Annotated in this window: 24 protein-coding genes and 1 tRNA gene; 13 read left to right on the forward strand and 12 right to left on the reverse strand. The window is 40.6% G+C overall.

The features are described from left to right. Positions 1–3 precede the first annotated feature (3 nt). Positions 4–624 carry a thymidine kinase gene (locus tag V7D82_RS03080; RefSeq protein ID WP_333599506.1) on the reverse strand — a complete coding sequence of 207 codons (621 nt, stop codon included), beginning with the start codon at positions 622–624 and terminating at the stop codon, positions 4–6. Positions 625–822: 198 nt separating this feature from the next. Here V7D82_RS03080 and V7D82_RS03085 point away from each other — a divergent pair, with 198 nt between their 5' ends. From V7D82_RS03085 to V7D82_RS03095, 3 genes are read left to right on the forward strand one after another with little or no spacing between them, the layout of a single operon-like run. Next, on the forward strand, positions 823–1,716 hold the full coding sequence (locus tag V7D82_RS03085; protein WP_333599507.1) for a hypothetical protein: 894 nt from the start codon (positions 823–825) through the stop codon (positions 1,714–1,716). Continuing rightward, positions 1,717–2,394 carry a 16S rRNA (cytidine(1402)-2'-O)-methyltransferase gene (gene rsmI, locus V7D82_RS03090; protein WP_333599508.1) on the forward strand — a complete coding sequence of 226 codons (678 nt, stop codon included), beginning with the start codon at positions 1,717–1,719 and terminating at the stop codon, positions 2,392–2,394. A 5-nt stretch (positions 2,395–2,399) separates the two neighbouring features. Then, on the forward strand, positions 2,400–3,584 hold the full coding sequence (locus V7D82_RS03095) for a cytochrome-c peroxidase (RefSeq protein WP_333599509.1): 1,185 nt from the start codon (positions 2,400–2,402) through the stop codon (positions 3,582–3,584). Positions 3,585–3,592: 8 nt separating this feature from the next. Here V7D82_RS03095 and ade read toward each other — a convergent pair whose 3' ends face one another. After that, positions 3,593–5,215 carry an adenine deaminase gene (ade, locus tag V7D82_RS03100; protein WP_333599510.1) on the reverse strand — a complete coding sequence of 541 codons (1,623 nt, stop codon included), beginning with the start codon at positions 5,213–5,215 and terminating at the stop codon, positions 3,593–3,595. Positions 5,216–5,341: 126 nt separating this feature from the next. Between ade and recJ the strand changes: the two genes are divergently transcribed. Next, complete coding sequence (recJ, locus tag V7D82_RS03105) at positions 5,342–7,030, forward strand: single-stranded-DNA-specific exonuclease RecJ (RefSeq protein ID WP_333599511.1); 1,689 nt, start codon at positions 5,342–5,344, stop codon at positions 7,028–7,030. 2 nt (positions 7,031–7,032) lie between these two features. On the opposite strand, the gene V7D82_RS03110 is transcribed toward recJ, so the two are convergent. The 5 genes from V7D82_RS03110 to V7D82_RS03130 are packed head-to-tail and all read right to left on the reverse strand — an operon-like array spanning position 7,033 to position 9,666. Then, positions 7,033–7,458, reverse strand: coding sequence for a hypothetical protein (locus V7D82_RS03110; protein ID WP_333599512.1), 426 nt, complete (start codon positions 7,456–7,458; stop codon positions 7,033–7,035). A 9-nt stretch (positions 7,459–7,467) separates the two neighbouring features. Further along, positions 7,468–8,220 carry a UDP-2,3-diacylglucosamine diphosphatase gene (locus V7D82_RS03115; protein WP_333599513.1) on the reverse strand — a complete coding sequence of 251 codons (753 nt, stop codon included), beginning with the start codon at positions 8,218–8,220 and terminating at the stop codon, positions 7,468–7,470. 12 nt (positions 8,221–8,232) lie between these two features. Beyond that, entirely contained in the window at positions 8,233–8,685 is a 453-nt protein-coding gene (locus V7D82_RS03120; protein ID WP_333599514.1) for a 6-pyruvoyl trahydropterin synthase family protein, read from the reverse strand. A 37-nt stretch (positions 8,686–8,722) separates the two neighbouring features. Next, positions 8,723–8,896 (reverse strand): hypothetical protein, encoded by a 174-nt coding sequence (locus V7D82_RS03125; protein ID WP_333599515.1) that lies wholly within the window; start codon positions 8,894–8,896, stop codon positions 8,723–8,725. A 5-nt stretch (positions 8,897–8,901) separates the two neighbouring features. After that, complete coding sequence (locus tag V7D82_RS03130; protein ID WP_333599516.1) at positions 8,902–9,666, reverse strand: enoyl-CoA hydratase/isomerase family protein; 765 nt, start codon at positions 9,664–9,666, stop codon at positions 8,902–8,904. 98 nt (positions 9,667–9,764) lie between these two features. Between V7D82_RS03130 and V7D82_RS03135 the strand changes: the two genes are divergently transcribed. Continuing rightward, positions 9,765–9,838: transfer RNA gene (locus tag V7D82_RS03135), tRNA-Ala, on the forward strand. 34 nt (positions 9,839–9,872) lie between these two features. Here the strand turns inward: V7D82_RS03135 and V7D82_RS03140 are convergent. Further along, a complete protein-coding gene (locus V7D82_RS03140; RefSeq protein ID WP_333599517.1) occupies positions 9,873–10,445 on the reverse strand; it encodes a DUF3109 family protein in 573 nt (190 codons plus the stop codon). An 87-nt stretch (positions 10,446–10,532) separates the two neighbouring features. Between V7D82_RS03140 and V7D82_RS03145 the strand changes: the two genes are divergently transcribed. From V7D82_RS03145 to V7D82_RS03155, 3 genes are read left to right on the forward strand one after another with little or no spacing between them, the layout of a single operon-like run. Next, positions 10,533–11,108 carry a MarC family protein gene (locus tag V7D82_RS03145; protein ID WP_333599518.1) on the forward strand — a complete coding sequence of 192 codons (576 nt, stop codon included), beginning with the start codon at positions 10,533–10,535 and terminating at the stop codon, positions 11,106–11,108. A gap of 38 nt (positions 11,109–11,146) precedes the next feature. Continuing rightward, positions 11,147–11,344, forward strand: a complete 198-nt coding sequence (locus tag V7D82_RS03150) for a hypothetical protein (RefSeq protein WP_333599519.1) — start codon at positions 11,147–11,149, stop codon at positions 11,342–11,344. Positions 11,345–11,348: 4 nt separating this feature from the next. After that, positions 11,349–11,957, forward strand: coding sequence for an FAD-dependent oxidoreductase (locus V7D82_RS03155; RefSeq protein WP_333599520.1), 609 nt, complete (start codon positions 11,349–11,351; stop codon positions 11,955–11,957). Here the strand turns inward: V7D82_RS03155 and V7D82_RS03160 are convergent, their stop codons facing one another. The 3 genes from V7D82_RS03160 to V7D82_RS03170 all read right to left on the reverse strand — a co-directional run bounded on the left by V7D82_RS03160 (position 11,958) and on the right by V7D82_RS03170 (position 14,683). Beyond that, entirely contained in the window at positions 11,958–13,526 is a 1,569-nt protein-coding gene (locus tag V7D82_RS03160; RefSeq protein ID WP_333599521.1) for a S41 family peptidase, read from the reverse strand. It abuts the gene before it with no gap. Between the two features lie 23 nt (positions 13,527–13,549). Next, positions 13,550–13,978 carry a deoxycytidylate deaminase gene (locus V7D82_RS03165; RefSeq protein WP_333599522.1) on the reverse strand — a complete coding sequence of 143 codons (429 nt, stop codon included), beginning with the start codon at positions 13,976–13,978 and terminating at the stop codon, positions 13,550–13,552. Between the two features lie 111 nt (positions 13,979–14,089). Then, a complete protein-coding gene (locus tag V7D82_RS03170) occupies positions 14,090–14,683 on the reverse strand; it encodes a HupE/UreJ family protein (protein WP_333599523.1) in 594 nt (197 codons plus the stop codon). Positions 14,684–14,833: 150 nt separating this feature from the next. Between V7D82_RS03170 and V7D82_RS03175 the strand changes: the two genes are divergently transcribed. Beyond that, entirely contained in the window at positions 14,834–15,265 is a 432-nt protein-coding gene (locus V7D82_RS03175) for a tellurite resistance TerB family protein (protein WP_333599524.1), read from the forward strand. 28 nt (positions 15,266–15,293) lie between these two features. Here the strand turns inward: V7D82_RS03175 and fbp are convergent, their stop codons facing one another. After that, positions 15,294–16,301, reverse strand: a complete 1,008-nt coding sequence (gene fbp, locus V7D82_RS03180) for a class 1 fructose-bisphosphatase (protein WP_333599525.1) — start codon at positions 16,299–16,301, stop codon at positions 15,294–15,296. Between the two features lie 137 nt (positions 16,302–16,438). On the opposite strand from fbp, the gene V7D82_RS03185 reads away from it, so the two are divergent. The 4 genes from V7D82_RS03185 to V7D82_RS03200 are packed head-to-tail and all read left to right on the forward strand — an operon-like array spanning position 16,439 to position 22,475. Beyond that, on the forward strand, positions 16,439–17,290 hold the full coding sequence (locus tag V7D82_RS03185) for a M48 family metalloprotease (protein ID WP_333599526.1): 852 nt from the start codon (positions 16,439–16,441) through the stop codon (positions 17,288–17,290). Between the two features lie 6 nt (positions 17,291–17,296). Continuing rightward, positions 17,297–17,770: a GNAT family N-acetyltransferase gene (locus V7D82_RS03190; protein ID WP_333599527.1), complete on the forward strand. Its 474-nt coding sequence runs from the start codon at positions 17,297–17,299 to the stop codon at positions 17,768–17,770. 2 nt (positions 17,771–17,772) lie between these two features. Beyond that, a complete protein-coding gene (locus tag V7D82_RS03195; RefSeq protein WP_333599528.1) occupies positions 17,773–19,026 on the forward strand; it encodes an aspartate kinase in 1,254 nt (417 codons plus the stop codon). 50 nt (positions 19,027–19,076) lie between these two features. Further along, entirely contained in the window at positions 19,077–22,475 is a 3,399-nt protein-coding gene (locus V7D82_RS03200; protein WP_333599529.1) for a hypothetical protein, read from the forward strand. Positions 22,476–22,483 lie beyond the last annotated feature (8 nt).

Consider the following 22,483-nt stretch of genomic DNA (forward strand, 5'->3'; position numbering starts at 1 on the left):
GAATTATTCTTCTTTGGATAAATTTTCGGCGTCTTTTACGATTATGTTTTGGCGCATGGCATTGAAATAAGCCGCCCGGCTTAACGGTTCGTATTCTTCGGTTTCGCCCAGCATCACGAGTTTGTCGTTGTCATTTTTCCGGAAACTGTAATGGGCTAAATTTCCGGTGCGGGTACATACGGCGTGTACTTTGGTCACATATTCGGCAGTGGCCATCAGTGCTGGCATAGGGCCAAAAGGATTGCCTTTGAAATCCATGTCCAACCCGGCTACGATTACACGAATTCCGGAATTGGCCAAATCATTGCAAACCGCTACGATTTCGTCATCAAAAAATTGAGCTTCGTCAATCCCCACCACATCACAGCCTTGCGCCAATATGCGAATGTTGGCCGCCGCGGGAACAGGAGTGGAACGGATTTCGTTTTTATTGTGCGACACCACCATTTCTTCATCATAGCGCGTATCGATGGAAGGCTTGAAAATTTCGACTTTTTGTTTGGCAAATTGAGCCCTTTTCAATCGGCGAATGAGTTCTTCGGTTTTGCCCGAAAACATCGATCCGCAAATGACTTCAATCCATCCAAATTGTTCTTTATGATTTACTGTATTTTCGAGAAACATTTTGTAATTTTCAACCTTTATAATTTGAATACTTTTGTTACTTTGTAACGCAAACAAACCGACTTAGAAATTTTCTATTTTTACGTCGATTCAAATGTAGAAAATTTTTAACAAAGGTTACTTCTTCCCTGGGCTAAATAAAATCTACGGAAGAAATTTAATAAAAAAGACGAGCGTATTCCCTATAATTCAAAACTTATGAAAAAAAGATTAGAAGCCGAATTAATCAGCATTGCACACCGAATTCTAAAACTGAAAAACAAATCGGAGGTTGATCAATTGTATAAAGAAACCCAAAAATTATACGAAACCTTAGCCGTTTTAAAGTTTTATCAGGACAATTTCGAATCGGTAAAAGGCGATGTGGCTGACGATGTTTTAGAAGAAAAGATAGCACAGCATTTAGAAGAAGAAGCGCCAAAAGAAGTTGTTTTTGAAGCAAAGGAAGAAGCTGCTGCGCCAACTGTTGAGGTGGAAGCAACTCCGGAACCAGAAACAGAACCGGAAGTTGTTGAAGAAGCCACCGAAGAGGAAGAAGAAGAACTTGAATTGGAAATCGCTCCCGAGACGGATGAAAAAGAAGCGTTGGCTTTTGAACCTATTTTCGAACTTGAAGTAGAAGATGAAACGGAGGTCGTTGAAGAAGCTGAAGAAGAAACGGAGGAAGAAGAAATCGAACCGGCCGAAACAGTAACTGAATTTACTCCCGAAACCAAGAAAGTAGTTATAGAAGAGTTTTTGGGCGAAAGCTATGTGGATCCTGTTTTTGTAAAACCCAATGAAGTGTCTTTGTTTTCAACAGAAGCCACAGAAACTACTCAAGAAAGCGAAGCAAAACCGGCATCCCTGAATGCAACATTTTCGAAATCCATTGAAATCGGATTGAATGACCGCATTGCTTTTGTCAATAATCTGTTTGCCGAAAGCAACGAAGATTTTAACCGCGTCATCTCACAATTGAATACGTTTGACAGTTTTGAAGAAGCCAAAAACTTCATCAACGACATGGTGATTCCCGATTATAATTATTGGATTGGCAAAGAAGAATACATCGAACGTTTTATGGAGGTAGTGGAGAAAAAATTCGCTTAAATGGCTAAACTTTACATAGTGCCTACGCCGATTGGCAATCTCGAAGACATGACTTTCAGAGCCATTACCGTTTTGAAAGAAGCCGATTTAATCTTGGCGGAAGACACGCGCACCAGCGGAAAACTGTTGAAACATTTCGACATCTCCACGCACATGCACAGCCATCACATGCACAACGAGCACAAAACGGTGGAGAATTTAATCAAGCGGTTGCAAGCCGGAGAAACCATTGCTTTAATAAGTGATGCGGGAACACCTGCGATTTCGGACCCCGGATTTTTACTGACTCGGGCTTGTGTCGAAAATAATATTGAAGTCGATTGTTTGCCGGGCGCTACGGCTTTTGTTCCGGCATTGGTGAATAGTGGTTTGCCCAATGACCGCTTTATCTTCGAAGGGTTTTTACCCGAAAAAAAAGGAAGACAAACTCGGTATTTGGCTTTGGCCGAAGAAACCAGAACGATGATTTTCTATGTTTCCCCTCATAAATTAGTTAAAACGCTGGCCGAATTTGTACAGTATTTCGGAGCCGACAGAGCGGTTTCTGTTTCCAGAGAATTATCCAAACTGCACGAAGAAACCATACGCGGAACCGCTGAAGAAGTACTAAAACACTTTGAAGCCAAACCCCCAAAAGGAGAAATTGTGGCAGTAGTTGGCGGTAAACCTTTAAAATAATCAGGATGATAAAAGCGTTGGTCCTAACGTTATTCTTTGTTTTTTGTACTTCTTGTTCGAGCGATAGTAATTACGTTCCGGTAACGGCTGCTCCTCAAATAATTTCACTTCCGACTACGCCTTATGATTATACCCATTTAAATTTACCCTTGCATTTTACATCCAATGATGGTGGTGCTTTGGCGAGTTCCATCAATGGATTAGACAATACACCTGAAGATAATCCGGTTACCGATGCCGGGGCTACTCTGGGCAGAGTGCTTTTTTATGATATTAATTTAAGCCAAAATAAAACCATAGCTTGTGCCAGTTGTCACCGTCAGAACCTTGGTTTTTCAGATTCTCCTGTACACAGTCTCGGTTTTAGTCAAATTCCCACCAGAAGACATTCGATTGCGCTTGTCAATCAGCGGTATTACCAACGAGGACGTTTTTTTTGGGATGAAAGAGCAGCCACTTTAGAAGATCAGGTCTTGATGCCGATGCTTGATCAAAATGAAATGGGCTTAACAACCGCACAAATTCTGCAAAGAGTTTCCGAAAGACCGTTTTACAGCAGTTTGTTCCAATTGGCTTTTGGCTCCGGGAATATAACTACAGACAGAATTTCGAAAGCTTTGGCGCAATTCATAAGAAGTATAGTGAGTTCTCAAAGCCGATATGATGATGGAAGAGCTCAGGTTACTTCGATGCAGCAGCCGTTTCCCAATTTTACAGCCGAAGAAAATCAAGGGAAAGCACTTTTCTTAAAGCCGGTGGCTCAAGGCGGTGCCGGTTGTTTCAATTGTCATACTACGGAAGCTTTTGTGAGTCCGAATTCGGGACCAAAAAACAATGGACTTGATTTAGTGTCAACAAATGATTTCGGGGCTTTTGAAACTTTTTCCGGGAACAGTAATTTTAAAGGAGCCTTTAAAATACCGACTTTGCGCAACATTGCTGTGAGCGCTCCTTACATGCACGACGGTCGTTTTCAAACCTTACAACAAGTGGTGGAACATTACAACAGTGGCGTGAAGAATCATCCTAATTTATCTCCATTATTAAAAGACGCTGACGGAAATCCGCAACAACTCAATTTGACGGAGGCTCAAAAAGCAGCTTTAGTGGCTTTCTTAAGAACCCTTACGGATACTAATGTGCTTACGAATGAAAAATGGGGGGATCCTTATATCAACCAGCATCTTTAGCAGAGGAATTATTCCACTTCCAAATCCACAAACGAGAACGAATTCCCACTAAACAATCCTTTATCCGAAAGTTTCAAATCCGGAATTACTAGCAACGCCATGAAAGAAAGTGTCATAAAAGGAGCTTTCAACGTGCTGCCGAGTTCCTTGGCCATCGCATCGATTTCCTGATACAAACGTCCGGCTTCCCAACCGTTTTGGTCGCTCATGATGCCAGCAACAGGCAGCGCTAATGATTTTTTATCGGAACCATTCACCGCACAAATGCCACCGGTGTTGGCAATTAGCAAGTTTACAGCACTCAGGATTTCTTCGTCAGATGTACCCACGACCACTATATTATGGCAATCGTGCGCTACCGAACTGGCAATAGCTCCTTTTTTCAAACCAAAGTTTTTGATGAAAGCCACAGCCGGAGGCGTATTCGCATAGCGATTAACCACCGCCATTTTCAAAATATCATCTTCGGTATTGGAGACTAATTTTCCGTTGACCAATAAGGAACTGTGATGAATTTCATTGGTAATCAATTGGCCTTCCAACGCTTCAATGACGCGAATGGTTTTGGCGGAGCTCGGAATTTCAAATTCGCTGATGGTTTTGGCCGAAGTATTGAAATTATTAGGTTTTTCGAAATCAACATGCTGTACAAAGGATTGGCCTTCTTCGGCAACCAATTCGCCATTGATGTAGGTTTGTTTTACTTTGAAGTTTACCAAATCCTCTACTACTATAAAATCGGCATGGTCATTTTCTTTGAGTAATCCCACATCCATTTTATAATGATGCACCGGATTCACACAAGCTGACTGCAACACTTTGAAAACGTCAATTCCTTTAGCAACAGCTCTTGCGCAAAGTTGGTTGATATGCCCCACAATCAAGTCATCCGGATGTTTATCATCGGAACAGAACATCATGTTTTCGTAATTTTCAGGAAGTAAATCTATAAGCGCTTCAAAGTTCTTGGCGGCACTTCCTTCCCGAATGATGACTTTCATGCCCAGTGATAATTTCTCGGCTGCTTCGTCATAAGTGAAACATTCATGGTCAGTTGTAATTCCGGCGGAAATGTATTTTTTTATCGGTTCGCCCCGCAAGCCCGGGGCATGACCATCAACGGGTTTGCCGAAATGTTTGGCCCAGGCAATCTTTTTCAAAACCTCTTCATCGTCAAACAACACCCCCGGATAATTCATCATTTCGGATAAATAATAAATGTCAGGCAACGCCATTAATTCCTTAATTTGTTCCGAATCAATCACTGCACCAGCGGTTTCAAAAAAGGTAGCTGGCACACAGGATGGCGCACCAAAATGAAACTTCAGCGGTACTTTTTTACCGTTGTCAATCATATAATGTACACCGTCTTTTCCCAAGACATTGGCAATTTCATGCGGATCGGAAATCGTAGCTACAGTTCCGTGCAATACTGCAATTTTAGCAAATTCTGAAGGCACCAACATCGAACTTTCAATATGGATGTGAGCATCAATAAATCCGGGAAGGATATAGTTTTTCACTTCATGATTTTTTTCTGTGATGGAAACAATTTTTCCGTTTGCCACAGTAACTTCTCCCGAATAAATTCGTTTGTTTTCGATATCGACAATTTGTCCTTGAATTTGCATTTTGTATTACTTTTATGTTTCAAAAGTAGTAAATATTATTTTGGTTTTAATTTATTAAAATGTACACAAAAACTACCTTATTCTTTGTTGTGTTTTACATATTTTTGTTGGTAGTAGTAATTGATTATGCGCTGGACACTCAAACCCAAACCCGCTCCCGAAAAAATAAAAGCTTTAGCTTCTCAACTCAATGTTGATGAGCTTATTGCTGTGCTTTTGGTACAACGAGGTATTGAAACCTTTGACCAGGCGCGGCAGTTTTTCCGTCCGAGTTTGGAGGATTTACACAATCCGTATCTGATGAAAGATATGGACAAAGCGGTTGCCCGAATTGAATTGGCGATTGCCAACGGCGAAAATATCTTGGTTTTTGGCGATTATGATGTGGATGGGACAACTGCAGTTTCTTTGGTTTCAAGTTATTTGAGAAGTTTTTATCCGAATGTGGCGACGTATATTCCCGACCGTTATGATGAAGGGTATGGCATCTCTTATAAAGGCATCGACTTTGCCGAAGACAACGAATTTTCCCTGATTATTGCGTTGGATTGTGGCATCAAATCAATTGACCATGTGGCATACGCCAAAGCCAAAACTATCGACTTTATTATTTGTGACCACCACCGTCCGGGTGATACTTTGCCGGATGCAGTTGCTGTTTTAGATCCAAAACGGGACGATTGTTCGTATCCTTATGACGAATTATGCGGTTGTGGTGTAGGCTTTAAATTGGTACAGGCCTTGGCACAAAACCGGAATCAAACCATCGATGATTTATTGATTTATCTCGATTTAGTGGCCACAGCCATTGCCGCAGATATTGTTCCAATGACTGGGGAAAATCGGGTGTTGGCCAAGTTTGGTTTAGATGTTATTAATTCCGAGCCACGTCCCGGCATCAAGGCTTTGATTCAGAATGTGAAGAAAAAAGTATTGACCATTACCGATGTGGTATTTATTATAGCACCAAGAATTAACGCCGCCGGAAGAATAAAACACGGCAACGAAGCGGTGGCTTTATTGACGGAATATGACTTAGACCAAGCGGAACAATTTGCTTCCGAAATCGAACAATACAACAGCGATCGCAAAGATTTAGACAAACAAATCACCATAGAAGCGCTTTCGCAGATACAGGAAAACAACGAAACCAAAAATGTAACAACTGTAGTTTATAGCGAAAATTGGCACAAAGGCGTTATTGGTATCGTAGCTTCCCGATTAACGGAAACGCATTACCGCCCGACCATAGTGTTTACCAAAAGTGGTGACAAACTAGCCGCCTCGGCCCGCTCCGTAAAAGATTTCGATATTTACAATGCGCTCGAAGCCTGTGCGGAACATTTGGAACAATTTGGTGGGCACATGTACGCTGCTGGAATGACCTTGAAAGAAGAAAATTATGCCGCCTTCAAAGAGGCGTTTGAACGAGTGGTACAGGAAACCATTCATCCCGATTTACTCACACCTGAAGTTTCCGTAGATGCCGAAATTAATTTAACGGATATCAATGAAAAATTAATCCGAATCCTGAATCAGTTTGAGCCTTTTGGACCACAGAATATGACACCGGTTTTTATGACCAAAGGAGTAAAAGACACTGGCTACGCCAAAGGCATTGGTGCTGATGAAGACCATCTCAAACTATTTGTAAAACAAAATGGTTCCGACGGATTTGGCGCTATAGGATTTGGTTTGGGGAACAAGCTGGATTTAGTAAAAAATCAAGCTTCTTTTGACGCCGTTTATTGTATTGATGAAAACGAGTTTAACGGCAATGTGACGGTGCAGCTAAGGTTGAAGGATTTGAGGTAAAGCTATCTTTCGTATTTTATTATGGTGTTAAATATCTGCCCGGAAGGAGCTACCGTTATATCGTCATACTGAATGGTTAGACTGTGTTCTGTCAATGCTGTTATTGTACCAGTAACAATTGATGTTTCTCCTGATGAATAAGTTGTAGTCATTGAAATGGCATTTTCTTGCTTTGTGAAGGTTCCGGTAGACCCCATAACCGGCTGACAATCGATTATTGCCACCTGTCTAACTTTGTTTGTATCATAGAATTCTACATAATCTTTGCCACAACTTCCATAAATATAAGGATATGTACTTTCGCCCACAATTCTTTCTTTATAATACCATTTATGATAAATAGAAGCTTCCCCATTACCGTCAGAAGAACAGGAGTTGATTAGAAAAACAGTTGCCAGTAGCATAAAAAGGGTTGTGGTTTTTTTCATGCTATGGATTTAATATTCCTTCAACTCAAACTTATCGCCATCAAAAACACCATACGTAAAATAGCCAATCCAATCGCCTAAGTTTACATATTCAGCGTTTTCGCCAACTGTAATCACCATGGGTAAATGACGGTGACCAAAAATGAGGTAGTTGTAGTGCTTGGTTTCGAGTTTTCTTTTGGAATATTGTACCAGCCATTCGTTTTCTTCGCCCAGGAATTTTACATCAGCATCGCCCGAAATCAGTTTGTTTTTTACCGAAAGGTATTGGGCCAGTTTCATGCCAATATCGGGGTGTAACCAACGATACAACCATTTTGAAAACGGATTGGTAAATACTTTCTTCATGCGTTTGTAGCCTTTGTCACCGGGGCCTTTACCATCACCGTGACCAATTAAGAAAGTCTTGCCGTTAAACTCATATTCCTGATTGTCGTAGTACACCGGAATGTTCAGCTCCTTTTGAAAATAATCGTGCATCCACAAATCGTGGTTGCCCACAAAGAAATAAATAGGAATGCCGCTGTCGCGAATTTCGGCTAATTTACCTAAGACTCTCACGAAACCTTTAGGAACCACGGTTTTATATTCAAACCAAAAATCGAACAAATCGCCCAAAAGAAAAATACATTCGGCGTCTTTTTTCACTTCGTCAAGCCAGGCAACAAATTTTTGTTCCCGCGGAAAACTGGCTTCGGGCGTAGGCGCACCAAAGTGTTGGTCAGAAGCAAAGTATATTTTTTTGTTAGGAGAAATAGTCATCAAGAGTTGAGGTTATGCATTATCCGACGCATACCATTCGGCAAACGAGGTGTCGGTTTCTTGTAGTTTTAAGGAATGTAATTGGATATCTTGAGGCAAACGATTTTTTATTTTTTGGGCAAAATCAGTCACCATGTTTTCACTTGTCGGTTGGTATTCCACCAAAATTACGTGATGGCCGCGGCTTTTCAATTCGTTAGCCAATTCGATATGCGGTGTGTTTTTATTAAAAACGGTAGCGTGGTCAAAAATATCTACAATCTCTTCTTTCACAATTTTTTTCAAATCCGAAAAGTCAATCACCATTCCAAACTTCACATTGGAAGTATCCGTAATTGGTTTTCCAATCACTGTTACCGACAGTTTATAACTGTGTCCATGCACATTTTTGCATTTGCCGTCATAGCCATACAGCGCGTGTCCGGTTTCGAAAGAAAATTGTTTGGTGATTCTGATGTTGCTCATGGTAGCTATTTTATGCTGCAAATTTAGTAAAATATAACTACTCTTCGTTTTGTCTTTTTTTGGCGCGATAATACATCCAGTAAGCTGCGCCCACAATCAAAGCGAATGGTAAAATATTACCAATCCATACTCCGATAAGGTAGCCACTATCGGGAGCGTGTTTGATTTTTTCATTAACATCTATTTGCTGAATGAGTGAAATAAATCTCATGGATGTTATTTTTTGAATTGGCTTAAGGCATTTTTAGTAAAATCAGAAAGCACTAATTTCCCTGAAATAGCGGCGCGTTCGTAAAGTAACTTGTCCCAGTTTTCAGTGCCTTCCCAAAATACTTTTTTCATTTCAGCTAAGGCTTCGGGGTTATAACCAGCTAGTTTTTTGGCGAAAGCCAAAGTAGCTTCGTTCAATTCGCCAAAACTGTCAAAAATATCAGCATACAATCCTTTAGCCAAAGCCCAATCCGCCGATTGCCAATTGTTGGGTTGCAAAGTCAATTCCGTCATAGCGGTTTTACCGATTTTTCTCGAAACGGCCGGTTCAATCACAAACGGACCGATACCGATAGCAATTTCGGATAATTTGATCGCGGCATCCTGATAAGCAAAAGCAAAATCACAAGCTGAAATCAGTCCGACACCACCACCAACAGCCTTTCCCTGAATTTTTCCAACTATGAGTTTGGAACAGTTACGCATCGCATTAATCACATTGGCAAAGCCCGAAAAGAATTTTTTCCCGGTTTCAAAATCGGTGATGGAAAGCAATTCATCAAACGAAGCCCCGGCGCAAAAAGTGGTGCCTTCACTTTGTAAAATGACAATATTCACCTCGGTATTCTTACTAAGCGCATTCAATTCATCGGTCAATTTCTGCAACAATTCACTCGGGAAAGAATTACTCGCCGGATGACTGAATGTTACGGTAGCAATGTTGTTTTCGATTTGAATTTCAATAGATCCGTTGGAATTTTCGGTAGTCATAACAGGTATTTTGATGTAAATTTATAACAAATCTCAAAAAGTTGGGTTTTGAATTGCTTTTTGTTTTGAGAAAATGATATATTTGCCATCTCAAATGCGGGGATGTAGCTCAGCTGGTTAGAGTGCTTGCCTGGCAGGCAAGAAGTCGTGGGTTCGAGTCCCATCTTCTCCACAAAAAAGCCGAAGTTTAATGACTTCGGCTTTTTTTATTTTCCGTTCTTCAAATCTTCGGCAACTTTCTCTAATTCAGCATACCAATCTTCGCCAAATTTTCGAATCAAGGCTTCTTTTACAAATTTGTAAACAGGAACCTGAAGTTCTTTTCCTAACGAACATGCCGGATTGCAAATGTCCCAACGATCATAATTGACAGCAGCAAATTCGGTGAAATCTTTTACTCTTATTGGATATAAATGGCAGGAAACCGGTTTTTTCCAGTTGATGATGCCTTGATTGTAGGCTTGTTCAATACCGCAAAGCGCCGTTTTTCCATCAAAAATTACATACGCGCAATCTTTGTTGTCAATCAGTGGCGTTTCTAAATCCTGATCCGTTCCAAATACCCAAGTGCCCAATCTTTCGATAGCTTCAATGCCTTCCTTGCGCAGAAAAGGTTTTACTTTCGGATAAATTTCTTCCAGAATTTTAGTTTCGTCCTGAGTCAGTGGTGCTCCGGCATCACCGTCAACACAGCAGGCGCCGTGGCAAGCCGAAAGGTTGCACACAAAATCTTTTTCGAGTATATCTTCAGAAACTATGGTTTTGCCTAATTGGAACATAATCTGTTTTTAAGACTGCAAAAGTACAAATGAAAATTGGCTTGAGAGTAGTATTAAAAACCTAATTTTGTAAAAAATTTAGAAGGTATGAATTTAGATTTTAGAGAAATAGCGACAGCCACCATGGTGCTTTTTGCCGTGATAGACATAGTGGGCAGCATCCCGGTGATTATTGATTTGAGAGCCAAGTTTGGTCACATACATTCGGAAAAAGCTTCGTTGGTTTCCGCAGGAATTATGATTGCCTTTCTGTTTGTGGGCGAAGAAATCCTGAAATTAATTGGCATTGATGCTAATTCGTTTGCCGTTGCCGGTTCGTTTGTGCTGTTCTTTTTAGCTTTAGAAATGATACTCGGCATTCGATTATACAAAGAAGAAAAAGCGACTTCAGCTTCCATAGTTCCTATCGCTTTTCCACTGATTGCCGGAGCGGGAACGATGACGACTTTGCTTTCGCTGCGTGCCGAATTCCAATCGATTAATATTATCATTGCTATCTTTCTGAATATTGTTTTGGTGTATCTGGTGTTGAAAGCCTCTTCCAGAATTGAAAAATTGCTTGGGGAAAATGGGCTGAGCATCATCCGGAAAGTATTTGGCGTGGTGCTTTTGGCCATTGCTGTTAAATTATTTGCCGCTAATGTTAAAGGACTCTTTGCATAACATCAAATTTTAGTATTTTTGTCCTCTAAATATAGTACATGAAAATTTTTACCAATATTCTTCTCTTGATTGCTATTGCTCTGATAATAGTAAATGTTTTTCTTATCGATTTTAACAAACCCCTGGAAGGGAACAGCATGATTGCGTTGATTGGTATCGCAGCTTCGTTCTGTGCGGTTTTGATTCTGTTGATTTTCAGAATGTCAAAAAAAATTGAAGAAAAACTAAAACACTAAATATATGTTTGATGTTTTGATTATTGGCGGCGGTGTTTCGGGCATGTCTTGTGCTTTGATTCTGGGTTCGGCTCAGCACAAAGCTTTTGCTGCCGACAAGAAGATTGGTATCATCGCACATCAAAAAGCGTCCTCATTGCAAGATGCTTTATTCCACAACGCTTATGGCATTCCTTCCGGGAAATTAGGTTCTGAATTGTTGACTGAAAGCGTTGACCAATTACACGAATTATATCCTCACGTGATTCAAATTGCCGATGAAAAAGTAATGAAGTTGGAAGGAGAAGCCGGAAATTTTACGGTCATTACCAATAAAGGTTCCTATCAAACAAAATTAGTAGTGCTTAGTATTGGCGCCGGAAATCCTTTTACCATTCAAGGGTTAGAGGAATTTGTAATGCCACACCAAAAAGTAATTGCTGAGAAAAACAGAATTCAATTAAAAAACACCGACCACAAAGTAACCGATGGCCTTTATGTCACCGGAACACTTGCCGGTTGGAGAAGTCAGTTGGCCATTGCCGCCGGAAGTGGCGCTGCCGTTGCGACTGATATCCTTACGCTTTGGAATAATGGTGTTCATGCGCAAGTGCATGACAGCATAAGAAAATAATTATTTCAGCACTGCCTTAATCATCGTATCATCTTTCAGAATGATTTGGTAGTATTGGCTTTCGCCAAATAATTGTCGGGCAAATTCAGCCGTGATGTATTTTTTTACCAAAACCTTATTGCTTTCCAGTTTCATGTCTAAACCGGCATCTTTTAAATAGGCTTCAAACTTGGGAATATAACTGTTGTCATTTTCTATTTTCGATAAAAGCGCATTAAATTTTACGCCCTTGAAAGTGTTTCTGTTTTTGTCTAATTGCTCAAAAACAAAATGGCCTACCAAGCCTGAATTCAAGATATACGCCAAGTTTTCCTCTCCTTTTTTCACTTCAAGTGGCACAAAAATATCCGGAACGATACCGCCGCCGCCATACACAATTCTGCCTTTTTTGGTTTTGAATTTTAGCGAATCGGCCACTTTTATTTTATCTTTTTCGTATAATTCACCGCTTTCAAAACGGGTTTCGAAATCCTGACTGTATTTTTCGCCTTCACCTTTTACATACGGTTTTTGGATAGAACGCCCACTCGGAGTGTAGTACCGGGAAGTGGTTAGCCGAACGGCCGAACCGTCATCAAAATCCATTTCGCGCTGTACTAATCCTTTCCCGAAAGAACGACGTCCGACAATAGTTCCTCGGTCGTTATCTTGTATGGCGCCAGATAGTATTTCGCTCGCAGAAGCCGAATTCTCGTCAATTAAAACAAAGACTCTTCCGGTTTCAAAAATACCTTCTTCGGTGGCGTAGGTTTTGTCAATTTTGCCTTTACGGTTTTTGGTAAAAACAATCAATTCTTTGTCTTTCAAAAGATCGTCGGCAATCTCAACGGCTCTTTCCAAATAACCACCACCATTGTCACGCAAATCAATGACTAAAGTATTTATGCCTTTTTTCTTAAGGTCTTCTAATCCGGCATGGAATTCATCATAGGTATTTTCGGCAAAGCGATTGATTTTGATATAACCAGTCGTTTTATTCAGCATCAGATGCGTATCGACACTTTTTATCGGAACGACTTCACGCTCCACCGTAAGTTTTAGTTTTTTATGGGTGCTTTTTCTGAAAATAGTCAGCGTAACGGTTGAACCTTCTTCGCCTTTTAGTTTGTTGTATAAACTGTCGGTTGGCAATTTTCGCCCAAAAAGTTTGGATTTGTCAGCATACAAAATACGGTCTCCGGCTAGGATTCCTGCTTTGTCGGCCGGTCCATCTTTCAGCGGATTGACTACCGTAACGGTGTCGTTATACATATAAAAATTCACACCAATGCCCACAAAATCCCCTTTCATGATTTCGGCTTCCGAAGATTGTTCGCTGGGCGGAATGTAAACGGAATGCGGATCAAGATTAGCAAGGATGCTGTTCACGGTTAAATCGACTATGGAATCTGAATTCACTTTGTCCACATATTCGTCGTTAATGAAATCGATGAGTCGTTCGATTTTGGCCTTGCTGGCATTTCTTTTGGAAATGGTTCTTGCCGGAAAATTAATCATCCCACCAATGGTGATGCCCAAGGCAACGCAGGAGAATAGGAGTAAGGGCAGGTATTTTTCCTTTGATTTCATCGGGACAAATGATTAGTATAAAATTACTCTAAATTTTCGATTTGATGTACTTGAACGCCTGCCTTTTCTAAAAAATCAACGCCCGAAGTATCGCGATAGCCATGTTGGTAAACCACCCGCTTAATTCCCGATTGGTGGATCAGTTTGCTACATTCTTTGCAAGGCGAGAGTGTAATGTATAAGGTTGCATTTTCGCAGGTTTGTGTAGAGCGCGCTACTTTGGAAATGGCATTGGCTTCGGCATGAAGCACATACCAATGGGTTAATCCTTCGTCATCTTCGCAGCAGTTTTCAAAGCCGGAGGGTGTTCCGTTGTAGCCATCGGAAATGATCATGCGGTCGCGGACGATGATGGCGCCCACTTGTTTGCGTCTGCAATAAGAGAGTTTGCTCCATTCGGCGGCAATTCTCAAATAGGCGGTGTCGTATTTTTTTTGCTTTATTTCTTTCATTCCAAAAAATCAAAAGGTTTCTTCTCTAGCCCTGATGGGAGCCGACGCCGTGCGTGGCGGACAGCAGGAACAAGGATAGCAAATATACCCAAACCTTTCGCTTCTGAATAATTATTTATGCCAAATTTCACTTTGTAAAATCATCGGAATGACAACTCCTACAATAAAGGCAGAAATGAGTAAGGTCCAGTCGCGTTTAGAAAATTTGAACAGACTTTGCACCACGTAGGCCAAGAGTAGCGCCAGTAAGACCACTGTGATTTGTGCGGTTTCGATGCCTAGGCCAAATTCAAAAAGCGGTAGTAATTTGTCGGTTGGTTTTCCGGTAACCAGCGTGTTGAAATAATTGGAAAAGCCCAAACCGTGTATGATTCCGAAGCAAGCGGTAACAATACCAATGAAAGTAATGCTGTCTTTTTTGCTCGATTTGCCCGAAACGACAATGTTATACATGGCGGTGATGAGTATCGTTATTGGAATTAAAAACTCGACGATATTCGGTTTGATGGTGACGATGTTAAACACGGAAAGCAGCAGTGCCAACGTGTGTCCCAAAGTGAAAAGCGAGACTAGAATCAGCAGTCGTTTCCACGATTTGAATTCATAAGGAACGGTTAAGGCTAACAGAAATAAAACATGATCGTAGGCGAAAATATTGAGCACGTGTTTTAATCCGATAGTGGAGTATATCCAGAAATCTGACATGGTATTTGGTTGTTTTGGAACGTAAACGTACAAATTATTTTCAATGTCGATTCAAAATAATGGCTAAAATCGATGAAAAACATTTTTAAAAAATGGTTTCTGAAAAATGGGAAATTGCCTTATATTTGCAGTATTAAAACCCGTATAATTATGTCATTTTCAGATTTATTTGATAGCGAATTTAAAAGTAGAAATAAAGGTCATTTCTCAGCCATAGTACGTGTTGCCACGGCTGACGGTGATATGAGCAAAGAGGAAAAACAATTCTTAGACAAACTAGCTGTTCGTTTGGAGATTTCAAAAGAAGAGTATGAAGAGATTTTAGAAAACCCTTTGAAATACCCAATCAATCCTCCTTATTTGCATACACAACGTTTAGAGCGTTTGTATGATTTATCGAGAATGGTTTATGCGGATCACGTGTTAGGGCCTAAGCAAAAAGAAATCCTGACCAAGTTTGCTTTGGCATTAGGATTTACTCCGGGTAACGTGCCTTTCATCATTGATAAAGCCTTGTCGTTATTAGTATTGAATGTTGATTTAGATACCTTCACTTACGAAATGACCCACATGAATAAATAAAAAAAGCCCCGATTTCGGGGCTTTTTTGTTAACTGTATTTGGCCATGAACTCCTCGGCCTTTTCCACCATATTAAAGCTTCCGCAAAAGAACGGTACGCGTTGGTGTAATTCTGTTGGTTGGATTTCCATGATTCTTCCAAAACCGTCTGAGGCTTTGCCACCGGCTTGTTCCGCAATGAATGCCATGGGATTGCATTCGTATAACAAACGCAGTTTTCCGCTCGGCGATTTGGAACTGGTAGGATAAATGTAAATGCCACCTTTAATCATGTTTCGGTGAATGTCGGAAACCAAACTTCCGATGTATCTTGAGGTATAAGGTCGGTCGCCTTCTTCTAACTGGCAATATTTGAGATAATCTTTCACGCCTTGCGGAAAGTGAACATAGTTGCCTTCATTGATAGAATAAATAGTGCCGTCTTCAGAAAATTGCATGTTCGGATGAGACAAATAAAACGTTCCGATGGCCGGATTCAAAGTAAATCCGTTTACGCCATGGCCTGTTGTGTAAACTAACATAGTTGAGGTCCCATAAATCACATAACCAGCCGCCACTTGGCTTGTTCCGGGTTGCAAAAAATCTTCAATGGTAACCGGAGTGCCTACTGGTGTTACTCTTCTGTACACCGAAAAAATAGTCCCTACCGAAACATTTACATCAATGTTGGACGAACCATCCAAAGGATCCATCAAAACTACGTACTTATTATTGTGACTGTTGTCTGAACCGGCCACTGTGATGAAATCGTCATTTTCTTCCGAAGCAATCCCACAAACAATTTCCCGATTAATAAGTGTTTGAATAAAAATATCATTGGCATATACATCCAGTTTTTGCTGGTCTTCGCCCTGAATGTTTTGGTCTCCGGCAGCACCAACAATATCCACCAATCCGGCTTTGTTTACCTTGTAGTTTACCACTTTGGCGGCGAGTCTTATGGAGTTGATGATTCGGGATAATTCCCCTGAGGAGTATTGAAATTCAGATTGTTTTTCGATGATAAATTCACCTAAGGTTTTGTTGCGTTCTTCCATTACGAAATCGTTGTAGTTGTGAGTGCAAATATCGTTTTTTTTATCAAAATGCGATGCTAAACTTTAAAAAATGTCAGGTTAAATCTTTGTAAAACTTATTTTATCTTTGCTGTTCACTATGTTAAAAAATTAATACCATGAAGACAAAATTTATCCTTACCGCTCTTGTCGTTTCTGCTTTGAGTTTTACCAAAATAAATGCCCAAATTAATATTGGTGACAAAGCTATGGGAGCCCTGCAAACAGGAGTTGCCAGTTTTACGTATAGCGATGAAGATGCTGCCGCCATGTCAAAAGAAGCGGTGCGAAAAATGGATTCTGCCAATGTAGTCGCTGGTCCCAAAGACGGTTACGCCATACGATTGAATCGAATTTTTGGTAAACATGTAAACGAAGCAGGGTTAAAATTGAATTATAAAGTCTATATCACCAAAGATGTCAATGCCTTCGCCACTGCCGATGGTAGCGTTAGAGTTTTTTCGGGTTTGATGGATATTATGGATGACAATCAATTGTTGGCCGTAATTGGTCACGAAATTGGTCACGTGGCGAATCACGATTCACGCGATGCGATGAAAGCTGCCTTGAGAAAAGCCGCTTTGGTTGGTGCTGTTTCTTCGCAATCCGATAAAGTAGCGAAGTTGACGGACAGCCAATATGGGCAATTGGCCAATGCTATTTTGGACAGCAAATACAGCCGCAAACAAGAATCGGAAGCTGATGATTACTCGTATGCTTTTATGAAACGCAACGGTTATAATGTCAATGCGGTAGAAGCAGCTTTTACTATTTTGGCGAACATGAGTGGCGGAGCGCAAGCCGACTTCCTAACCAAAATGCTGAGCTCACACCCTGATCCAAAAGACAGAGCGGATAAAGCCAAAGCCAAAGCTACGGCTGACGGATTGTACAAACCGTATGTTCAAATGAAAATTTCGAATAAAGCAACTACTCCGGCTAAGAAAACGCCTAAAAAGAAGAAAAAATAAGAAGCCATGACCATTAGAAAAGGCGAAAAGAAAGACATGCAAGCCGTTCTGGAACTCATTCAGGAACTGGCTACTTTTGAAAAGGAACCCGATGCGGTTGTCGTTACTGTTGCTGATTTAGAGCGTGACGGTTTTGGCGACAAGCCATTATTTCATACATTTATCGCTGAGCTTGATGGCGAAATCGTTGGCATGGCGCTATATTACTACCGCTACTCCACCTGGAAAGGCAAAACGATTCACCTCGAAGATTTAATTGTCAAAGAAAAAATGCGCGGTTCCGGTTTGGGCTTTGCCTTATATTCCGAGATTATTGCTCAGGGCAAAAGAGACAAGGTCCGCCGAATTGAGTGGAATGTGCTCGATTGGAATACGCCGGCGATTGATTTTTACATCAAATCGGGAGCCAAGTTATTAGACGATTGGCGCGTAGCACAAATGGATGAAAACGGAATCAATGAATTTTTAAGTAAGGTATAACAATGAGAATATTCAAATTTGGTGGCGCTTCGGTAAAAGACGCCGAGGGCATTAAAAATGTATTTAGTGTTTTGGAAAAAGTAGGTCACGAAGACACGCTTTTAGTCATTTCCGCGATGGGAAAAACCACAAACGCTTTGGAGTTAGTAATCAAAAATTACTTTGAAAAATCCAATGAATTGCATTCTTCTCTGCAAGATGTAAAAAAGTACCACAACCAAATTCTATTGGATTTATTCGATGACGAAGAAAGCGATGTATTCTATGCTGTGAACAGTCATTTCGCCGATTTGGAGTATTTTTTACGCAGCAATAAATCCCCGAATTATAACTTTGTGTATGACCAGATTGTAAGCTACGGAGAAATCATTTCCACCACGATTGTCAGCCATTATTTCAATTTTGCCGGTTTGAAAAACAACTGGATTGACGTTCGAAACTTCATCAAAACCGATAATACGTATCGCGATGCGAATGTGGATTGGGAAAAAACCCAACAATTCATTTCAAAAGGCGTTAAGAAAAAAGCACTCAATATCACTCAAGGATTTTTGGGTTCCGATGAAAATAATTTCACCACTACGCTTGGTCGTGAAGGTTCCGATTATACCGCTGCGATTTTTGCCTATTGCTTAAATGCCGAAAGCGTAACGATTTGGAAAGACGTTCCCGGGGTGATGAATGCCGATCCGCGTTATTTTGAAAATGCGATTTTGTTAAACCAAATTTCGTATCGCGAAGCCATCGAGCTGGCGTTTTACGGAGCTACCGTTATTCACCCGAAAACCCTGCAGCCACTTCAGAAAAAAGAAATTCCGTTGCATGTTAAATCGTTTATCAATCCGCTGTTGCCGGGCACCAGCGTTTCCAAAGGAAAAGATTTAGAACCACAAGCGCCTTGTTATATCGTCAAAAGAGACCAGTTACTGATTTCATTATCATCCATCGATTTTTCGTTCATCATGGAAGAAAACATTAGTGAGATTTTTGCGTTGTTTCACCAATACAAAATGAAAGTGAGTCTGATTCAAAATTCGGCCATCAGTTTTTCGGTTTGTATCGAAGATAAATTTGGTAATTTCAACGAACTGAAAACCATTTTGTCCAAAAAATTCAAAGTGTCTTATAACGAAAATGTCTCGTTGTACACCATTCGTCATTTCACCAAAGAAGCTGCCGAAATGGTAGAAAAAGACAAAACCGTCCTGCTGAAACAAATCTCGAGAGAAACCATGCAAATTGTGACAAAAGAGTAATTCTGCTCCGATAGAAATACTACATTCAAACTTTTCTCGTTATTATATGTATGCTGAAAAGACTTCTTTTATTGTTGGTACTCCTTGGTTTTGCTAAGCTTTCGGCTCAGGAAATCAAATCGTTGTACCAAACGAAAAAAGTAGCCGTTTCTACAGACACCATCAGTCTCGAAAAAGTCAGCATCAGTCCGAGTTTTTTCAAATTGCAGAAGGCAGATGGAACTTCGATTGACACGACTTTCTATAAAATCGATTTTCAAAAAGGAAAGCTGATTTTCAAAAATGGCTTTGCATCGCAAGACAGTGTCACCGTTCGCTATTTTAATTATCCGGAACATTTAACGAAAACCTACAGCATTTACGACCAGGACAAAGTGGTTCCCAACGAAGCGGGAAATCTCTATAAAGTCAACCGTTCCGTGAAAAAGTTTGTGCCGTTTGACGGCTTAAACACCTCAGGAAGCATTACGCGAGGCGTGACGATTGGCAACAATCAGAATGCTTCGGTAACGTCCAATCTCGATTTGCAAATTACCGGAAAGATATCGGACAAGGTTTCGCTTCGGGCTTCGATTCAAGATTCCAATATTCCGCTACAGGAAGGCGGGTATTCGCAGAAACTGGATGAATTCGATCAAATTTTTATAGAACTCTTTACCGATAAATGGAATATCCGCGCCGGCGATTTATTTCTCGAAAACCGGCAATCGCGCTTTCTGAATTTCAACAAAAAAGTGCAGGGACTTTCCACGCATTTTACGTTTGGCGGTGAAGATAACAAAACCGAAATTTTTGCAGCTGGCGCTTTGGTTCGTGGGCAATATGCCAAAAGTTCTTTCACCGGGCAAGAGGGAAATCAAGGGCCGTACAAACTGCGCGGCAACAATGGCGAATTGTATGTGCTCGTCATCTCCGGTTCGGAGAAAGTATATGTCAATGGAATTTTGCGCAAGCGTGGCGAAAATAATGATTATGTGATTGATTATAATGCCGGAGAAATCACGTTTACCTCACTGTTTCCAATAACTTCCGAGATGCGGATTGTGATTGAATACCAATATTCGGATCGAAATTACACGCGATTTGTGACGTATGCCGGAGCCAATCATGAAGCTAAAACCTGGAGTTTGGGAGGTTATTTGTATTCGGAAAGCGATGTAAAAAACCAGCCGTTGCAGCAGAATTTATCTTCGGAACAAGTTGCAGTTTTGGTCAATGCCGGAGACAATGTTAATCTGATGAACGCCCCGTCTGCTTACCCCGATTCGTATTCGGAGAATAAAATTTTGTATAAAAAAATCACTGTTACCAGCGGTGAAGCTTTCGAATATTCCAACAATCCGGATGACGAATTGTTCAATGTGAAGTTCACTTTGGTTGGCAATAATCTCGGAAATTATATTTTGACTAATTCTTCTGCCGTTGGCAAAATTTATCAATACGTAGAGCCAATCAGCGGCGTTCCCCAAGGGAATTATGAGCCCATCACTAGATTGGTTGCGCCAACTAAAATCCAAATTGCAACGGTTCTTGGGAAATACAATCCGAGTGAGAAAACGAATGTTGATTTTGAAGTGGGTGTGAGTAATAACGATTTGAATTTGTTTTCTTCCATCGATGATAATGACAACAAAGGCGTGGCCGGGAAACTGAATTTCAAGCAACGGTTGTTTACCAAAAAATGGCAAGTGGATGCTTTTGGGAACTACCAATATGTGCAACAAAATTTCAAAACCATTGAGCGCTTGTTCAATATTGAGTTCAACCGCGATTGGAATTTAACCACTTTTGAAGGCAATCAGAGTTTGATAATAAACGGTTTGGATTTCATTTTGCCCGAAAAAGGAAAGCTGACGTATCAGTTTGAGAAGCTGGATTTCTCCAAAAGTTTTTCGGGAAACCGGCATCTTGTAAATGGGTTGTTCAAACTCAATAACTGGAACCTTCAGGAAACCGGCAGTTATTTAAAAAGTGATGGCGATTATGCTTCTTCCACCTTTATTCGAAACCAATCCCAGGCGCGGTATCATTTCAAAAAAAACTGGATTGGCGGGAGTTTGCGTTTGGAAAACAATAAAGAAAAGCTGGTGGCTACCCATCAATTATCAGCCTTAAGTCAGCGATTTACCGAGTATGGAGCGTTTGTCGGGCGTGGCGATAGCACCAAGGTTTTTGTGGAATTGGGTTATCTGCAACGGGTGAATGACAGTTTACAGAATGGTTTTTTGCAAAAAGTCAACACCTCACAATCGTATTATTTGAAATCAAAATTGATCCAAACCGATAAAAGTGATTTGTCGTTATTTGTCAATTACCGAAACCTGAAATATGTGGATAATGCCAGACCGAACGAGCCTTCGCTGAATTCCCGTTTGTTGTATAACGATCAATATTTCAAACAATTGATGCAAGTAACCACGGCGTATGAAACCACTTCGGGAACGATTGCCCAGCAGGAATTCACGTATTTGGAAGTCCAACCCGGACAAGGCGTTTATACCTGGAACGACTACAACGGCAACGGCATTCAAGAATTGCAGGAGTTTGAAGTAGCGCCGTTTCCCGATCAGGCGAAGTATGTGCGGGTATTTTTGCCAAATCAGATTTTCATCAAAACCCATCAGAATAAATTCTCGCAATCGCTGACGTTGAATCCGGCGCAATGGCAGAACGAGAATGGTTTTAAGAAATTAGTGTCTCATTTCTACAATCAAACTTCTTATTTAATTGAGCGTAAAATTCAGCGCAACGGCGATAATTTTGATTTGAATCCGTTTTCGTCTTCCGATGCTGATTTGCTGGGATTGAACACCAGTTTTAGGAATAGTTTGTTCTACAATCGCGGAAAGCAAAGACATTCGGTGACTTATACTTTTACGCAAAACAAAGTAAAAAGCCTGCTTTCTGTGGGTTCTCAGGAGAGTAAGAACAATTCGCATCAATTGCAATATGCCCATTTGGTGCAGAAAACCTGGTTGTTTTCGTTGGCTTCCAAAACGGTTTTCACATCGTTGTATTCTGAAAATTATGCCAGCAAAAACTTTGAAGTGAATGCATATCAAATCAATCCCAAGATTTCTTACTTATTTAATAAAAATGCGAGTTGGGACATTTTTTATGAATATCAGAACAAGAAAAACCAACTGGGCGATTACGAAAAATTACGGCAAAACCGCTTCGGGACCTCATTCTCGTATGCCAGCGAAAAGAAGCTGACGATGAACGGAGAATTCTCGTTGTATCAAAATAAATTTACCGGCGATGCGCAGTCACCGGTAGCTTTTCAAATGCTGGAAGGGTTGCAGCCTGGGAAAAACATGACCTGGCGATTATTGATTCAAAAGAACCTGACGCAGTTTTTGGATATCAATATCAATTACCAAGGCAGAAAAACGGAAACCAGTCAAACCATCCACACTGGAAATGTGCAATTGAGAGCTTATTTTTAATAGTTTTC

The sequence above is a fragment of the Flavobacterium sp. genome, assembly GCF_036741995.1.
Taxonomy (GTDB): Bacteria; Bacteroidota; Bacteroidia; order Flavobacteriales; family Flavobacteriaceae; genus Flavobacterium.

Bases quoted from the DNA above. Each gene is read 5' to 3' on its own strand.
- V7D82_RS03080 (WP_333599506.1), bottom strand. From the start codon at position 624: ATGTTTCTCGAAAATACAGTAAATCATAAAGAACAATTTGGATGGATT.
- V7D82_RS03085 (WP_333599507.1), top strand. From the start codon at position 823: ATGAAAAAAAGATTAGAAGCCGAATTAATCAGCATTGCACACCGAATT.
- rsmI (WP_333599508.1), top strand. From the start codon at position 1,717: ATGGCTAAACTTTACATAGTGCCTACGCCGATTGGCAATCTCGAAGAC.
- V7D82_RS03095 (WP_333599509.1), top strand. From the start codon at position 2,400: ATGATAAAAGCGTTGGTCCTAACGTTATTCTTTGTTTTTTGTACTTCT.
- ade (WP_333599510.1), bottom strand. From the start codon at position 5,215: ATGCAAATTCAAGGACAAATTGTCGATATCGAAAACAAACGAATTTAT.
- recJ (WP_333599511.1), top strand. From the start codon at position 5,342: ATGCGCTGGACACTCAAACCCAAACCCGCTCCCGAAAAAATAAAAGCT.
- V7D82_RS03110 (WP_333599512.1), bottom strand. From the start codon at position 7,458: ATGAAAAAAACCACAACCCTTTTTATGCTACTGGCAACTGTTTTTCTA.
- V7D82_RS03115 (WP_333599513.1), bottom strand. From the start codon at position 8,220: ATGACTATTTCTCCTAACAAAAAAATATACTTTGCTTCTGACCAACAC.
- V7D82_RS03120 (WP_333599514.1), bottom strand. From the start codon at position 8,685: ATGAGCAACATCAGAATCACCAAACAATTTTCTTTCGAAACCGGACAC.
- V7D82_RS03125 (WP_333599515.1), bottom strand. From the start codon at position 8,896: ATGAGATTTATTTCACTCATTCAGCAAATAGATGTTAATGAAAAAATC.
- V7D82_RS03130 (WP_333599516.1), bottom strand. From the start codon at position 9,666: ATGACTACCGAAAATTCCAACGGATCTATTGAAATTCAAATCGAAAAC.
- V7D82_RS03140 (WP_333599517.1), bottom strand. From the start codon at position 10,445: ATGTTCCAATTAGGCAAAACCATAGTTTCTGAAGATATACTCGAAAAA.
- V7D82_RS03145 (WP_333599518.1), top strand. From the start codon at position 10,533: ATGAATTTAGATTTTAGAGAAATAGCGACAGCCACCATGGTGCTTTTT.
- V7D82_RS03150 (WP_333599519.1), top strand. From the start codon at position 11,147: ATGAAAATTTTTACCAATATTCTTCTCTTGATTGCTATTGCTCTGATA.
- V7D82_RS03155 (WP_333599520.1), top strand. From the start codon at position 11,349: ATGTTTGATGTTTTGATTATTGGCGGCGGTGTTTCGGGCATGTCTTGT.
- V7D82_RS03160 (WP_333599521.1), bottom strand. From the start codon at position 13,526: ATGAAATCAAAGGAAAAATACCTGCCCTTACTCCTATTCTCCTGCGTT.
- V7D82_RS03165 (WP_333599522.1), bottom strand. From the start codon at position 13,978: ATGAAAGAAATAAAGCAAAAAAAATACGACACCGCCTATTTGAGAATT.
- V7D82_RS03170 (WP_333599523.1), bottom strand. From the start codon at position 14,683: ATGTCAGATTTCTGGATATACTCCACTATCGGATTAAAACACGTGCTC.
- V7D82_RS03175 (WP_333599524.1), top strand. From the start codon at position 14,834: ATGTCATTTTCAGATTTATTTGATAGCGAATTTAAAAGTAGAAATAAA.
- fbp (WP_333599525.1), bottom strand. From the start codon at position 16,301: ATGGAAGAACGCAACAAAACCTTAGGTGAATTTATCATCGAAAAACAA.
- V7D82_RS03185 (WP_333599526.1), top strand. From the start codon at position 16,439: ATGAAGACAAAATTTATCCTTACCGCTCTTGTCGTTTCTGCTTTGAGT.
- V7D82_RS03190 (WP_333599527.1), top strand. From the start codon at position 17,297: ATGACCATTAGAAAAGGCGAAAAGAAAGACATGCAAGCCGTTCTGGAA.
- V7D82_RS03195 (WP_333599528.1), top strand. From the start codon at position 17,773: ATGAGAATATTCAAATTTGGTGGCGCTTCGGTAAAAGACGCCGAGGGC.
- V7D82_RS03200 (WP_333599529.1), top strand. From the start codon at position 19,077: ATGCTGAAAAGACTTCTTTTATTGTTGGTACTCCTTGGTTTTGCTAAG.